Source organism: Stenotrophomonas sp. STEN038 (assembly GCF_056759895.1).
In genome coordinates this window covers 22,568-38,118 of record NZ_JBRRDW010000012.1, presented here as the reverse complement: position 1 = coordinate 38,118, position 15,551 = coordinate 22,568, and the positions used below count along the sequence as shown (strand labels likewise).

The window sequence follows — 15,551 nt, the reverse complement described above, 5'->3', positions numbered from 1 at the left end:
ATATTTGGAACAGCTCCAGGACAACGGCACCTTCGGGTGCCGTTGTCGTTTGTGGAAGAAGCTTCGTGGCAACCCCAACACCATGCAATGGCACCTGCATACCTCGCCATCAAGAAGCAGTGCGCGAGCGCCGTTGCAGTTGCTGCACAGGCGTCGCGCCATGCACAGGCAACATCCCCATATCCAGGCACGGCAGTCCGGCGAAGGGAATCTGCTTATTCCCAAGCATTTGCTTCCTGAAACATTCCGGCTACATGAAGGTGGCTACATGGAGCTCATTCAACGGAATGGAGTCAGTAAATGGAGATTTCGCACGCAACTGCCCAGCCAGAAACGCGCATCAACAGCTGGGCCGCAGATGATGCCGCCAGGGACAAGAACCTCTACGGCATCCAGATTCTCGAATGCGGGCAGAACCGCACCCTGAGGATCGACGCAGCAGGCGGCTCGCGCTGGGTAACCGACTTCCTTTCCAACAGCCCATTTGGGCTCAACACCCGCAGCGAAGTGTCGCGCGCCTCCATCGATGCGATCGACCAATTCGGCGCACTGCACTCCAGTGTCGCAATGGCACGGGCACAGACCGCGTTGAGTGATGACATCAACCATCGCCTCGTCGCGATGAAAACCGGCGATTCGCAGGCACGTATCTATCCGACAACGCTGTCTGCCAATATCGCGGTAGCGGCCGGCTTCGCCGCTTCTGCGATTGATGCCACCGCCGTCGTCCACCCCAACGCCCATGCAACCGTTCACTTCGCGGTCAAAGGCGCGTTCGCGGCGAACCGCGTCATTGTCAGCAAGAACACCGTTGCCGTCGCCAGCGCCGTGGCCAGCAGCTCGCGCCGGCCGGTTGTCGTCGTCGAAGATGGTCTCTATTCGATGGGCACTTTCGCTGACTTCAAGGGTTTGTCGCGTTTCCTCGATGAGACGCCCAGCGGCCTGCTGTGGCTGGACGATGCGCATTCGGTAGGCATGCATGGTCGCGATGGCCGCGGCAACGCGATGGAATCGCTGCAGCAACATACGCAGCGCACCGTCGTCACTGGCTCGTTCGGGAAGGCGTTCGGTGCGGCCGGTGGATTCATGGTGGGTCCATGCACGTTTGTAGACAGCCTGCTGAAAGATTCCGTCGCTGACAGGTTCTCCTGCAATCTGGATGCATCGGCGCAGGGGGCGATTCTCGCGGCGATGAAGATCCTGGCAGTACCGGAGGAGCACCTGCGCCTGAGCACGGCACTCGGCGAACGTCTAGCGGCGCTGGATGGCCTGCTTGATGCCGCCGGCATCCGTACCGAGCAAGCCGGCACGTCCATCGCTTTCCGGGTCATTCCCTGCGCCGATGCCGCCAATGCGATCGCCAGCGCGGACGCCCTGCTGAGCCGTCACGGATTTATCACCACGCCAGTCTACTTTCCGACGATTGCACGCGGCCAAGGGGCGATTCGCGTGTCACTGTCCGCCGCGCATACACACGATGATGTGCGCCGGCTTGGCCTGGCAATCACGACACTGTTGGCGACCAAGCCGGGCCACGCCCGTGCACGCGCACAAGGGGCGCTTGCATGAGCGTCACGTGCCCGCCGCGCCGCGACGCAGCCACAAGTGCGAACGCCACTGATTCGCGAACAAACCACGCCTTGGCGGTGGAATCACACTAGTGCGAACGCTGCTGCTGGGCATCTTCGCCAGTCTGCTGTCTGCCATCACCGCGTTGATCATCAGCGGCACCAGCGATGCCTTGATCAACCCGTTGTGGCTGTTGATGGCGCAGTTCCTTGCAGGCGCGGCGCTGAGCCCTGGCCGCATTCGTCGCAGGGCGCCGCTGCGACTGCACGTTCGGCGCATGCTGGTCGGGCTGTGGGCCTTCGGCGCCTATTACTTCGCGCTGGCCTGGCCAGGTGCGAGTGCGATCGAGGCATCCATGCTGCTCAATGCCGCGCCCATCCTGGTGACCTTCCGCACGATGCGCGATATCCGCTCACGTGCTGGCGCGCTACTGGCATTCGCAGGACTGGCGTTGACCTTGCAGCCCGGCATGCAGGGTTTCAATCTCAATGGCGCACATCTACTGGCGGCTTCGGCGGCATTGGCCTATGCCGGTTCGTTCCTGAGCCTGGGTCAGCTGGCTGCAGCCGGTGAAAGCCCAGCCACCACCAACCGCATCTACAACCGCGGTGCGGGACTGTCGACCCTGTTGTTGCTCGCCATCGTTCGCCCGGCCTGGCCGGCACAGCTGTGGCCGGTTGTGGCAATCGGCCTGATCGCCGCCCTGCGCATCCAGGTCATCACCGTCGCCGCGCGCAGCCCACGTGATGCGACGCTGGTGTCGGTGCTGACCAATCTCGCGTTCTTTTGGCTTGCGCTGGCCGATGCCTATCAGGGCAACAGTTACGCCGCTCTCAAGTGGATGGGGCTGACCCTGGTTGCATGTGGTGTCGGCATGACACCGCTACGCAGGCGGCCTTGACCTGGCATGGTCTGCTTGGCTGTCCTGCACGACTCAGGCCAGCACCCGATTACGGCCCTCGCGCTTTGCGCGGTACAGCTGCCTGTCCGCTGCTGCCAGCAAGGTGCGTCCGTCAGCCTGTCCCGGGCCCAAGGCCGCGACACCGATACTGACGGTGACACTGACGTCGGCATCCACGTCCTCGAAGCGCAGCCTTGCCAAGCGGATCCGCAGCTCCTGCAATGTCGCCACCGCCTCCTGCAGTGATGTGCCGTGTATCACTACCAGGAACTCCTCACCGCCATGCCGCGCCACGAACTGCTCCTTGCCAAGCCGCAGCTGCAGCAGGCTGGCGATATCACGCAGCACCTGATCGCCGGCATCGTGACCGTAGCGGTCGTTGATCTGCTTGAAGTGATCCACATCCACCAACGCCACGTTCAAGGGCGTGCCCTCGGTACTGGCACGCTGCAGCGCCTGCTGCAGATAGGCATCACCCGCACGCCGATTGGGCAGACCGGTGAGCGGATCGTGCATCGCCTGATGCTCCAGGCGTTGCAACAGGCTGGCGCGCTCGGAGTCGGCCTGCTCCAGCGCGCGGTTCTTCTCGCTCAGTTCCTGGGTACGTGCGGCGATCTCGTTGCTCAAACGCTGCTGCCCGCGCCGGTAGCTGGCCGCCCGCCAACCTGCCAGCAACAGGATCAGGCCCAGCACGGCAGCAGCACTCAGCCAGCGCACCCATGGGCGCTGCCATAGCGGTGCGGCGATATCCAGTTCCAGCACTGCTTCGCCGCCACGATTGGTGTTTTCCCAATCCAACGGCAACGACATCGCCTGGATGCGCAACCGATATTTCCCTGGCGGTAGATTGGTATAGATCGCTTCGACGCGACTGCCCGCATCCAACCAATCACTGTCAAAGCCTTCCAGGCGATAGCGGTAACGCATTTTGTCCGGCGCGCGGAAGCCCAGGCCGGCGTAGGCCACGGCAATGCGATCCACTCCGGCTGGCAGGGAATAGGCGCTGCTCACCGGCTGCGGATCGCCATCGATGACCACACTCTCAATGGCCACCGGAATCTTCCGGAAACGTGCATTGCCATCGACACGCTGCGGATCGATCACCGCCAGGCCACCGGCGGTGGGAAACAACAATTCACCCTCACGCGTGAACCAGCCCGCCGGGGATGAAGCGCCATTGCCCTGGCTGCTGGGCATGCCATCGGTATGGTCCAGCACCTGCACCGCCAGATGCGTACGCGCGCCGGCAGCCACGGCAATCAGGTCCGTGCGATCGAGCCGGAACACGCCCTGGTTGCTGGGTAGCCACAGATGGCCAGCGCCATCGTCGATGACCCGGAAGATCTTGTCGCGCGGCAACCCATTGCGGTGATCGAAGACGGTAATGTCCAAGCCGCGCTTACGCAGCAGTCCGTGATCGCTGGCAATCCACAGATCGCCATTGTCGTCACCAAGGAAGTCGAAAACATAACGTGCCGGAAACCCCACGTCGGGCGACCACGCCTGCAGCTTGCCGTCCTTGTCCAGACCCGCCATGCCGCCGTTGGTACCTATCCAGAGTACGCCGGCAGCGTCGCGATACAGCGCGTGCACCGCCAGCCCCGGCAGACCTTCTTCCAATCCGTAGTGATGCAGCTTGCCGCTCTGGTGGTGAAACAGACCTTCCGAACTACCAATCCACAGACCGCCATCGCTTTCAGTCAACAGGGCCCGGATCAGCGGCTGGACGGTACCTGGCAAGCTGATTTGTTGCACGACCCGACCAGCCACATCCAGGCCAAGCACGCCCTTGTTGTACGTGCCAGCCCACACGCCCTCGTCGCGCTCAGCCAGAGCCAGTACCGACGCGTCGCGACCAGTGCCCGGCAACAAGCGCACCGCGCTGATCACATCGCCGCGCATGCGGTTCAGGCCTTCGGAATGCCCAATCCAGACATCACCATTGTCGGACTGGATCAGCGCCCGCAGGTAGTCCGAGCCCAATCCATCCTCCATGGTCAGCCCACGTGCCGCGCCTTCATCGATGCGGAACAAGCCATCGGTGCTGCCCGCCCAGACCAGACCTTCCCGGTCTATCAACAAGGCGGGGCTGACCTGCCCGGGGACCGCGATACGCTCGGTCTTGCCTGCCGCCAAGCGCACCAGACGACCTGCGGATAGGCTCAGCCACAACGCGCCGCTGGCATCATGACGCACCGCATCCACGCGCTCACCGGGTAACAGGTGCTGCCTCTGGCCATCACCGTGCAGCCAATGGACACCGTCGTCGGCGGCCACCACCCAGCCGTTGTTGCCATCATCGACCAGATCACGCACCACCCAACCAGCCGTACCGTTCCACGGCACCAGGCGCCCCTGCTGCTGGTGGTAGACACCTTTTTCGGTGGCAACCAGCACCGATCCATCCGCCATCAGGCGCAGTGCGGTGATCGGAACCTCGGGCAGCCCCAGCGTGGCGCCGGCATCGAGCAGTTGCCCGGAGGACAGCAAGCGCAGCAGCTTGTCCTTGGCGGCGATCCACAGGTCACCGGACGGATCCCGCAGCAGTGCGGTAACCGATAGATGGCGGGCATCGGCACCCCCCAATGCTTCCCAACGTCCGCGGTGGTAGCTATAGACACCATCGGAAATGGTCCCGAACAGCACTGCGCCGTCGGCCTCGGGCAGGATGCTCAGCACCCCGGACAGCTCCACGCCCGGGGTGTTCTGCCGATCAAATACGGTAAAGCTGCGCCCATTGAAGCGGACCACGCCTTCCCAGGTACCCAGCCAGATGAAGCCGTCACTGCCCTGCGCCACCGACTGCACCAGATTGTGCGGCAGCCCCTGCTCCATGCCCCAACCAGCGACGGTATGCCGCGAGGCCTGGGCCGGCGGCAAGATCGCAGCCCATAGCAGTGCTGTTACGAACAGAGTGCACAGCGCGGCCGCCAGCCGATTCCGGCCTGCAAGGCATGCAACTGTGGCGTCGGTGATCCTCTGGCGTCTGTACAAACCCGCCTCCGCAGGTCGCGCCGACTCCCCCGTCGACGCGCCAATTTACCACCTCAACCGTGAAATCCGTCGCCGTTTCTTACGGCAGGCGCAAAAGCCAGCCGTGGCGGCGACGGATCACAGCGGTCCTCTCAGTGGCTGGCCTCGTCCGGGCGCACCCGGAACCAGGCTGCATACAACGCCGGCAGGAACACCAGGGTCAACACCGTACCGACGATCAGCCCGCCCATGATCGAGATCGCCATCGAGCCGTAGAACGCACTGCGCGACAGCGGGATCATCGCCAGCACCGCCGCCAGCGCCGTCAGCACGATTGGCCGGAAGCGGCGCACCGTGGCATCGATGATCGCGTGCCAACGATCGTGGCCAGCGTCGATGTCCTGCTGGATCTGGTCGATCAGGATCACCGAGTTGCGCATGATCATGCCGGCCAGGGCAATCGTTCCCAGCATCGCCACGAAGCCGAACGGGGCCTGGAACAGCAGCAGGAACCAGGTCGCGCCGATGATGCCCAGCGGTGCGGTGATGAACACCATCGCCGCCCGCGAGAAGCTGCGCAGCTGCACCATCAGCAGCGTCGCCACCACCACCAGGAACAACGGCATGCCGGCCTTGATCGAGTTCTGCCCGCGTGCGGAGTCCTCCACGGTGCCACCGGTTTCCAGCAGGTAGCCGCTGGGCAGGGCGTCGCGGATCTCGCTCAAGGTCGGCACGATCTGCTCGACCACGCCTACCGGCAGCATGCTGTCGCCGATATCGGCACGCACGGTGACGGTCGGCAGGCGGTCGCGGTGCCAGATGATGCCGTCTTCGAAGGCATATTCCAGCTTGGCCACCTGCGCCAACGACACCGACTTGCCGCTGGCCGTCGGAATGGCCAGGCTGCCCAGCATGTCCAGTCGTGCGCGCTCGTCATCGGGGCCACGCAGCAACATGCCGATCTGGCGGTTGCCCTCGCGGTAGGTACTCACGCTCATGCCCGACAGCGAGCTGGTCAGGAACTGCGCGATCTGTGCACTGCTCACACCCAGTACGCGGGCGCGGTCCTGGTCAACGACCAGCCGCACCACCTTGCTCGGCTCGCTCCAGTTGAGGTTGACGTTGGTGGTATGCGGGTTCTGCCGCACCTTCTCCGCCACCTGCGCGGCAATCGCCTGTACCCGCTCGATATGCTCGCCGGAAATACGGAACTGCACCGGGTAACCAACCGGCGGGCCGTTCTCCAGACGGGTCACGCGCAACTGCACGTCACCGAACTTCGGCACCACTTCTTTCAACAGCCAATCACGCAACTCCTCGCGCGCCTTGGTGTCCTCGGCCAACACCACGTACTGGGCGAAGTTGGTGGCTGGCAGCTGCTGGTCCAGCGGCAGGTAGAAACGCGGCGAACCATTACCGACATAGCCGACGAAATTGGCTACGCCCTTGTGCCCCTTGATCAGTGCTTCGAACTTCTGCGCCTGCGCCTGGGTAGCAGTCAGCGACGCGCCTTCGGCCAGTTCGATATCCACCATCAGCTCGGGCCGGGTTGAATCCGGGAAGAACTGCTGCGGTACGAAGCGGAAGATCACCAGCGAGAACACGAACAGCCCGGCCGTGGCCAGGATCACCAGCCAGCGGCGACGCAGGCAGGCATCCAGGAAACCGCGGAAACGCTGGTAGAACGCGCTCTTGTAAGGGTCATGGTCGTGCGCCAGCTCCTTGGGTTTGATCACGTTGGCCAGCGCCGGGTTGCGGTCGGCCCAACGCAGACGCATGGCGTGCCAGCGCCCGGCGATGCTGCCCGGCTTGGGCGGCTGCGGGTTGTGCAGGTCCGGCAGCATCTTGTCGCCGAGGTAGGGAATGAACAGCACCGCGGCAATCCACGACACCACCAGCGCGATGGTCACTACCTGGAACAGGGAACGCGTGTATTCACCGGTGCTCGATGCCGCGGTGGCAATCGGCAGGAAGCCGGCCGCGGTGATCAAGGTGCCGGTCAACATCGGGAAGGCGGTGGATGTCCAGGCAAAGCTGGCGGCGCGCAGGCGGTCGTAGCCCTGCTCCATCTTGGTGGCCATCATCTCCACCGCGATGATCGCATCATCCACCAGCAGGCCCAGTGCCAGCACCAGGGCACCCAACGAGATCTTGTGCAGGCCGATATCGAACTGATGCATGACGAAGAAGGTCATCGCCAGCACCAACGGGATCGACACTGCCACCACCAGGCCAGTACGCCAGCCCAGCGAGAAGAAGCTCACCAGCAGCACGATCACCACCGCCTCGGTCAGCACCTTGACGAACTCGCCCACCGATTCCTTCACCGCATGCGGCTGGTCGGAGACCTTGCGCAGCTGCATGCCGGCCGGCAGCGTCTTCTGCAGCTGCTCGAACTCGCTGTCCAGGGTCTTGCCCAGTTTGAGGATGTCGCCACCGCTCTTCATTGCCACCGCGATACCGATGGCGTCCTCGCCCATGAAGCGCATCTTGGCCGAGGCCGGATCGGCGAAGCCGCGTTTCACTTCCGCGATATCGCCCAGACGCACGGTGCGATCACCGGCCTGGATGGGGAAGTTGCGGATGTCTTCGACCGAGGTGAACTGACCGCTCACGCGCAGCTGCACGCGGTCGGTCGGGGTTTCGAACCAGCTGGCCGGGGCAATCGCATTCTGCTGCGCCAAGGCCTGCTGTACCTGCTGCATCGACACACCCAGCGTCGCCAGCTTGGTGTTGGACAGCTGGATCCACACCTTCTCGTCCTGCAGGCCAAGCAGATCGACCTTGCCGACATCATCCACGCGCTGCAGCTGCAGCTGGATGCGGTCGGCATAGTCGCGCATCAGCGCATAGTCGAAGCCCTTGCCGGTCAACGCATAGATATTACCGAAGGTGTCGCCGAATTCGTCGTTGAAGAACGGCCCGATCACTTCGGCCGGCAGCTGCGAGTGGATGTCGCCGACCTTCTTACGCACCTGGTAGAACAGTTCGGGGACATCCTTGGACGGCATCGAGTCGCGCGCCATGAAGATCACCTGCGACTCCCCCGGGCGCGAATAGGCCTGGATGAATTCGAACTCGCCGGTGTTCATCAATGCTTTTTCAATCGGCTCGGTGACCTGCTTGGACACCTGCTCGGCGGTGGCACCCGGCCACATGGTCTGCACCACCATCGCCTTGAAGGTGAACGGCGGATCTTCGGATTGGCCAAGGTGCTTGTACGACCAGGCACCGATGATCGCCATCGCGATCATCATGAACAGCACCAGCGGGCGGTTACCGAGCGCCCATTCGGAGAGATTGAAGCGTTTCACGCCTCACTCCCCTTTCTTTGCGGATGCGGCGGCAGGCGCAAGCACCGGTCGGTTGCTCCTGTCCACGGCGGTCACCTGCTGGCCTTCGCGCAGCAGATGGCCGCCGGCGGCAACCACCCAATCTTCAGCCTTCAGACCCTGCAGCACCGGCACGCTTTCCGGGCCATAGGCGCCCAGCGTCACCGCACGCGCCTGCAACTTGCCATCGGCCGGGTTCACCACCCAGACGCTGGCCTGCTGCGGCTGCTTGCCAACCTGCACCGCAGCCAGCGGCACACTCATCACGCCTTGCTTGCCATGGGCGATGAACACCCGCGCGCTCTGACCCAGTTCAACCGCATCCAGCGCATCGGCTGCCAGGCTGACCCGTGCGGCATAGGTGCGCGCCTGCGGATCGGCAGCGGCGGCGATCTCGCGGATGCTGCCCGACAGACGCTTGCCTTCCTGGTTCCACAACTCGACCTCGACCGCCTGGCCAACGCTGAAATCGCGGATCGCACTTTCCGGCAGCGCAATGGCGACTTCGCGCGCACCATCGGCAGCCATCGTGTAGATGGTCTGGCCAGCAGCAACCACCTGCCCGGCCTCGGCCTCGCGACTGGCGATCATGCCGCCTTCCGGCGCATGCAACTGGGCATAGCCGGACTGATTGCGCGCAACATCGAGATTGGCCCGCGCCGCATCGGCCTGGCCCTGCGCCGCCTTCAGCGCCGCGGTCTGCGCATCCAACGCCGACTGGCTGACCAGTTGCTGGCTGGCCAGCGCCTGGTAGCGCTTGTGCTCGTCGCGGGCGCGCACCAGATCGGCCTCGGCGGCAGCAAACTGTGCCTGCGCCGCACGGGCCTGCAGGTTGTAGTCGGCAACATCGAGCTCGGCCAGCAACTGGCCCTTGCTGACCCGCTGGCCAGCATCCACTTCACGTCGCAGCAGCTTGCCGCCGACGCGGAAGGACAGCGCGGTTTCCTCGCGCGCACGCACCTCGCCCGGATAGGCGCCGATCGCCACCCCGCCATTGCCGGCCGGGTGCTCCACCAACACGGGTACAGCATGTACAGGCGCGGTTTCAGGCTTGCCGCAGGCAGCAAGCAAGGGCAACAGCAGGCAACAGCCAATCCATCGAAGGTGGGTCATAAATAAGGTCGCTGACGCAAGGGGAGAGGGGGGACGGGATTTCACCGCCATTACTAAACGCATCGGTATAGTATAAATATCGAGCCAGCTGGTCTAGTATTACCTGATGTCTCCGAAGAAACCCTCCCCAGCGCCCGCAGCAGCAGCGGCGCAGCGCAGTTCCGGTCCGGGGCGCCCCAAGGACCTGGGCAAGCGTGCGGCCATTCTGGACGCGGCCAAGGAGCTGTTCATCGAGCAGGGTTTCAACGGCGTCAGCATGGACGAGATTGCCGCTCGCGCCAGTGTCTCCAAGCTGACGGTCTACAGCCATTTTGGCGACAAGGACACCTTGTTCAGCGAGGCGATCCAGGCCAAGTGCGTGGAAATGATGCCGGACGAGTTGTTTGTCACCGATAACGAGGCACCGCTGCGCGGCCAGTTGCTGGGCATCGGCCATGCCTTTTTCACCCTGATCAGCAGCGATGCGGCTATTGCCACCCAGCGCATGATGATGACTCCGGACACCGACGACCGGGTCCGGCAGATGTTCTGGCAGGCAGGCCCAGCCCGTACCGAAACCGCCTTGGCTGAGTTCCTCGGTGACCGCGTTGCCCGTGGCCAGCTGGCCATTGACGACCTGGTGCTGGCCTCGCGGCAGTTCTTCTGCCTGATCAAGGGCGAAGTCCATACCCATATGATGTGTGGCCTGTGCGCCGCCCCGGATCAGCTCAATGCCGACGTGCATATCGCCGCCAGCGTTGATTTCTTCCTCCGGGCCTACGCCCCGCGCCAGCAAGCTGAATGAACCGGAGGTGCGAATGACTTCCGGCACTGCGTCCAACGCGGCCCTCGCCGCAATGTTGGACCCGTACTTTGTGTCTGGTAACCGGTAAAATGGCCGGCCCACTGCGCTGGAATGATGAGCTTCCCATGACGATCGATTACTCCCACGTCCGCGAAATGATGGTTGAACAGCAGATCCGGCCCTGGGATGTGCTGGAGGTCCGCGTGCTGGACGTGCTGGCCCGCCTGCCGCGTGAAGCCTTCGTCGCCGAATCGCACCGCGCCCTGGCCTATGCCGACATCGAGCTGCCGCTGGGCCATGGCCAGAAGATGATGAAGCCGGTCATCGAAGGCCGTACCTTGCAGGCGCTGGATCTGCAGCCGACCGACGAAGTGCTGGAAATCGGCACCGGCAGCGGCTTCCTGAGCGCCTGCATGGGCCAGCTGGCCCGCGAAGTGCTGAGCCTGGAAATCCAGCCGGAGCTGGCCGAGCGTGCCCGCCAGAACCTGGACGCCGCCAAGCTGGGCAGCAATGTCCGCATTGAAGTGGCCGATGGCCTGAATTGGCAGAGCCAGCGTCAGTTCGACGCCATCTGCATCACCGGTGCGGTAGAAACCGTTCCAGTGGAACTGCTGAAGCTGCTGCGCAGCGGCGGCCGCCTGTTTGCCATCCGCGGCGTCTCGCCGGTGATGGAAGCGGTGCTGGTCCAGGCCGATGGCAGCATTGCCTCGCTGTTCGAAACCGATCTTGATTATCTGCAGGGCGCTGCGCCCGCACCGCAATTCCAACTCTAAAACCGTCCAAGGAAGCCGCAATGATCCGCCGATCCCTCACCCTTGCGCTGGCAGTCGCTCTCACTCCGCTGACTTCCCATGCCGCCGACCTGTTGCAGGTCTACGAAATGGCCCGCAACGGTGACACGCAGCTGGCTGCGGCTGAATCCACGCGCCTGATCAATAAGGAAGGCCAGGTGCAGGCCCGCGCCGCGCTGTTGCCGCAGATCGGCGGTGAGGCGTCCTTGAACCGTACCCGCACCAGTTACGACGACATCAGCGGCAGCTCCACCTCCAAGACCCGCAACTACGGCATCAACGGCAGCCAGACCCTGTTCAACTGGAGCCAGTTCGCCAACCTGCGCGCGCAGCGTGACGTCAGCAAGGCTGCCGATTTCGATCTCGAGTCGGCCAACGACGAACTGGTCGTGCGTACTGCGACCACCTACTTCAACGTGCTGGTCGGCATCGAGTCGCTGACTGCCGCCGAGACCAACGAAGCCGCTGCCAAGAAGCAGTTCGACTATGCCGACAAGCGTCTGGAAGTGGGCCTGGCACCGATCACCGACATGCACGAAGCCCGGGCCCAGTTTGACCAGGCACGTGCCAATACCATCATTGCCCGCAATGCACTGGAAGACGCCTACCAGGCGTTGACCGAGCTGACCGGCCAGCCGGTGCGCGACCTGCGCGGCCTGCCGGTAGACTTCCGCCCGGAAGTGCCAGCCAACCGCAGCAACGTCGACCAGCTGGTCGCCGATGCGGTCTCGCGCAACCCGGCGCTGAAGGCGCAGGAGCTGCAGGTCAGCGCCGCCGAGTCCAACGTCTCCTCCGCCCGTGGTGGCCACTACCCGACCCTGTCATTGGGCGGCAGCTGGGGCAAGAGCGCGCGTTGGGGTGACACCACTGGTAGCGGCTCTGTCGCTCCGGACGCCACCACCAACTCGATCGGCCTGACCCTGAACGTGCCAATCTTCGCCGGTGGTGCCACCCAGTCCGGCGTACGCCAGGCGCTGGCCCGTCGCGATATCGCCCAGGATACCTTCGAGCAGCAGAAGCGTGCCCTCGACCGCAACACCCGCAATGCCTACCAGGCACTGGTTGCCGGTATCAGCGAAGTGGAAGCGCGCCGCCTGACCGTGGTCTCGGCACAGAGCGCCTACGACGCCTCGCAGGTCGGCCTGGAAGTCGGTACCCGTACCGTGCTGGACGTGGTTCAGAACCAGCGCACCCTGTTCCAGGCCCAGCTGGACTACGCAACGTCGCGCTACAACTTCTTGCAGGCCCGCCTGCAGTTGAGCCAGGCCATCGGCGATCTGGATATCAGCGAAATCCAGGACATCAACCGTCTGCTGACGGTAGATGCCGCCGCCAAGCTGCAGCCGAACAACGCGCAGTAACGCCGCGCAGAAGCGCAATGCAGAAAGGCGGGCCTCGGCCCGCCTTTCTTGTTTCTGGAACATTGCTCGCGAGCACCATCATCCAACCGGCGCGGCACAGCATTGCTTCTTTGTGGGAGCGGCATGAGTCGCGAAGCAAGCACCGTATCAGCGTGTACGGGTGCAGAGGACTCAAGCACCATCAGCTTCGCGGCTTACGCCGCTCCTACAAACAGGCCCCAGCGCTTCGCTTACCCCGGCTACGCAGCCGACTCACTCGGCGGCGGCAACTGCGGTGTGATCAACGCAATCGTATGCTCCAGCGCGCCACGGCCATTGGCGACCAGTGCACGTCCCGCCTGCACCATGCGTTCGCGCTCGGCTTCGTCCTGCAATAGACGCGACACGGCTGCACCCACTTCGGCCGCATCGGCACAGATGCACAGCGCTCCCGCCTCATCCATCCGTCGCGAGATCTCGGCGAAGTTGTGCAGGTGCGGGCCGGTAACCGCCGCCGTCCCCATCGCTGCCGGTTCCAGCAGATTGTGGCCGCCAATGGCCTGCAGACTGCCGCCGACAAACGCCACCTGCGCGCAGGCATAGAACGCCATCAACTCACCCAGCGTGTCGATCACGAATACCTGTGCATCGGCACCCGGCCATTGCTGCGCCTTGCGCGTGGCCACCCGCCGGCCCGGCTCGCGCGCCAATGCTTCAACTTTGGCGAAACGTTCGGGGTGACGTGGCGCCCACAGCAGCAAGGCATCAGGATGCTGTTTCAACAAGCGCGCATGGATCTCGATCACCGCCTGCTCTTCACCCTCATGCGTGCTGGCAGCAATCCAAATCGGCCGCGTGCTAGCTACGTGCTGGTGGAATGCCTGCAGCATCGCCGTCGGATCCGGCGGATGGATATCGAATTTCAGATTGCCCAAGGCCTGCACCTGTTCGGGCAATGCACCCAGCTCGATGAAGCGGTCGGCATCAGCCTGCGACTGTGCGGCGACGCAAGTCACCGTGCGCAGCGCGCGCCCAACCAGCGCTTTCAGCACGCGATAGCCCTTCAACGAGCGCGCCGACAGGCGCGCGTTGAGGATGTAAACCGGGATGTCACGGTCACGGCAACCGAACAACATGTTTGGCCACAGCTCCGTCTCCAGGATCAGCGCCAGGCTGGGCTGGAAGTGTTCAAGGAAGCGGCTGACGCTGCCGGGCACGTCATACGGCAGATACACGTGATCCACCGCATCGCCCCACAGTGCGCGCACGCGCTGCGAACCGGTCGGGGTGATGGTGGTGATGATCCAACGGATATCCGGGCGTTGAGCACGCAGTGCATTGACCAGCGGCGCTGCCGCGTTGACCTCGCCCACCGACACCGCGTGCAACCACACCCGCGGCTGGCTGCCACTTTCGGGGTAGGACGCGTAACGCTCGTCCCAACGGCGGAAATACTCGCGCACGCGGAACCCGCGCCACACCAGGTGGTACACGGTGATAGGCAGCAACAGATAAAGCACGACGGAATAGATGCCGCGCAGCAGAAATTCGACTGGATCCTTACGCATCGGCGAAGGATACGGGAGAACACCGGAACTGCGTGAGACGAAGAGCTGCTTCGCCCCCTCCCTTGCACGCAGCGCAGGGGAGGATCGAGGAGGTGCTGTTGCTTCGCCTCCTCCCTTGCGCGCAGCGCAGGGGAGGACTGAGGAGGGGTGCCGTTGCCTCGCCTTCGCCCACTCCGCACCGTCCCCACCCACTCCAGCAAACCCCCATCTACGCCAGCCGTCATCCCCGTGGCTTAGAATCGACCCATGTCCGATTCACCCTCCACCGCCATCCGGCCCTCGCTGCTGCAGCCACGCCATTGGCCCACCTTTGCCTGGCTTGGCATTGCCTTCATCGCCGCGCGCCTGCCATGGACACTGCAACGTGCACTCGGCCGTGGCATCGGCTGGCTGGCCCTGCACCTGGCACGCAGCCGTCGCCGCGCCGCCGAGGTCAACCTCAAACTGTGCTTCCCGGAGCAGGACGAGGCCTGGCGGCAACGCCTGCTGCGCGACAGCTTCGACGCACTCGGGGTGGGGATATTTGAATTTGCCCGCGCCTGGTGGGGCAGGATCGACGTGATCCGCCCGCAGGTGCAATGGGAAGGGCTGGAGCACCTCAAGGCACTGCAGGCCGAAGGCCGCGGCGTGCTGCTGGTATCCGGGCACTTCATGACCCTGGAAATGTGTGGCCGCCTGCTCTGCGATCACGTGCCGCTGGCTGGCATGTACCGCAAGTACCGCAACCCGGTGATGGAATGGGCGGTGAAAAGCGGCCGGCTGAAATACGCCTGCGCGATGTTTGCCAACGAGGACATACGCGCCACCGTGCGTCATCTGAAAAAAGGCGGTTTCCTCTGGTACGCGCCGGATCAGGACATGCGCGGCAAGGACTCGGTGTTCGTGCCGTTCTTTGGCATGCCTGCGTCCACCATCACCGCTACCCACCAGTTCGCGCGGATGACCGGCTGTGCCGTGGTGCCCTACTTCCATCGTCGCGAAGGCAGCGGCTATGTGCTGAAGATCGCACCGCCCCTGCCCGATTTCCCCACCGACGACCCGGTTGCCGACACCGCCCAGGTCAACGCCGCCATCGAGCAGATGGTGCGCGAAGCGCCGTCGCAGTACCTGTGGATCCATCGCCGCTTCAAGCGCCAGCCCGAAGGCCGCAGCCACTTCTACGACTGAGCGGGTTACCGGC

10 protein-coding genes are annotated in these 15,551 nt (G+C 64.0%); 6 read left to right on the top strand and 4 right to left on the bottom strand.

What is annotated here, in order from left to right:
* Positions 1-300 precede the first annotated feature (300 nt).
* Positions 301-1,569 (top strand): aminotransferase class I/II-fold pyridoxal phosphate-dependent enzyme, encoded by a 1,269-nt coding sequence (locus ACVOLS_RS07140; RefSeq protein ID WP_481545031.1) that lies wholly within the window; start codon positions 301-303, stop codon positions 1,567-1,569.
* 91 nt (positions 1,570-1,660) lie between these two features.
* The gene (locus ACVOLS_RS07135) at positions 1,661-2,470 is read left to right on the top strand and encodes a hypothetical protein (RefSeq protein ID WP_481545030.1); all 810 of its coding nucleotides are present in this window, start codon (positions 1,661-1,663) and stop codon (positions 2,468-2,470) included.
* A gap of 33 nt (positions 2,471-2,503) precedes the next feature.
* Here the strand turns inward: ACVOLS_RS07135 and ACVOLS_RS07130 are convergent, their stop codons facing one another.
* The 3 genes from ACVOLS_RS07130 to ACVOLS_RS07120 all read right to left on the bottom strand — a co-directional run bounded on the left by ACVOLS_RS07130 (position 2,504) and on the right by ACVOLS_RS07120 (position 9,888).
* A complete protein-coding gene (locus ACVOLS_RS07130; RefSeq protein ID WP_481545029.1) occupies positions 2,504-5,350 on the bottom strand; it encodes a ligand-binding sensor domain-containing protein in 2,847 nt (948 codons plus the stop codon).
* Between the two features lie 245 nt (positions 5,351-5,595).
* A complete protein-coding gene (locus tag ACVOLS_RS07125) occupies positions 5,596-8,757 on the bottom strand; it encodes an efflux RND transporter permease subunit (protein WP_481545028.1) in 3,162 nt (1,053 codons plus the stop codon).
* 3 nt (positions 8,758-8,760) lie between these two features.
* Positions 8,761-9,888: an efflux RND transporter periplasmic adaptor subunit gene (locus tag ACVOLS_RS07120; protein WP_481545027.1), complete on the bottom strand. Its 1,128-nt coding sequence runs from the start codon at positions 9,886-9,888 to the stop codon at positions 8,761-8,763.
* Between the two features lie 106 nt (positions 9,889-9,994).
* Between ACVOLS_RS07120 and ACVOLS_RS07115 the strand changes: the two genes are divergently transcribed.
* The 3 genes from ACVOLS_RS07115 (at position 9,995) to ACVOLS_RS07105 (ending at position 12,824) form a co-directional block, all read left to right on the top strand.
* A complete protein-coding gene (locus tag ACVOLS_RS07115) occupies positions 9,995-10,672 on the top strand; it encodes a TetR/AcrR family transcriptional regulator (RefSeq protein ID WP_481545026.1) in 678 nt (225 codons plus the stop codon).
* A 125-nt stretch (positions 10,673-10,797) separates the two neighbouring features.
* Entirely contained in the window at positions 10,798-11,445 is a 648-nt protein-coding gene (locus tag ACVOLS_RS07110; protein WP_282267184.1) for a protein-L-isoaspartate O-methyltransferase family protein, read from the top strand.
* Between the two features lie 20 nt (positions 11,446-11,465).
* Complete coding sequence (locus ACVOLS_RS07105) at positions 11,466-12,824, top strand: TolC family outer membrane protein (protein WP_481545025.1); 1,359 nt, start codon at positions 11,466-11,468, stop codon at positions 12,822-12,824.
* 239 nt (positions 12,825-13,063) lie between these two features.
* On the opposite strand, the gene waaA is transcribed toward ACVOLS_RS07105, so the two are convergent.
* A complete protein-coding gene (gene waaA / locus ACVOLS_RS07100; RefSeq protein ID WP_481545024.1) occupies positions 13,064-14,371 on the bottom strand; it encodes a lipid IV(A) 3-deoxy-D-manno-octulosonic acid transferase in 1,308 nt (435 codons plus the stop codon).
* Between the two features lie 246 nt (positions 14,372-14,617).
* Here waaA and ACVOLS_RS07095 point away from each other — a divergent pair, with 246 nt between their 5' ends.
* Positions 14,618-15,538, top strand: coding sequence for an LpxL/LpxP family Kdo(2)-lipid IV(A) lauroyl/palmitoleoyl acyltransferase (locus tag ACVOLS_RS07095; RefSeq protein WP_481545023.1), 921 nt, complete (start codon positions 14,618-14,620; stop codon positions 15,536-15,538).
* Positions 15,539-15,551: the final 13 nt, after the last annotated feature.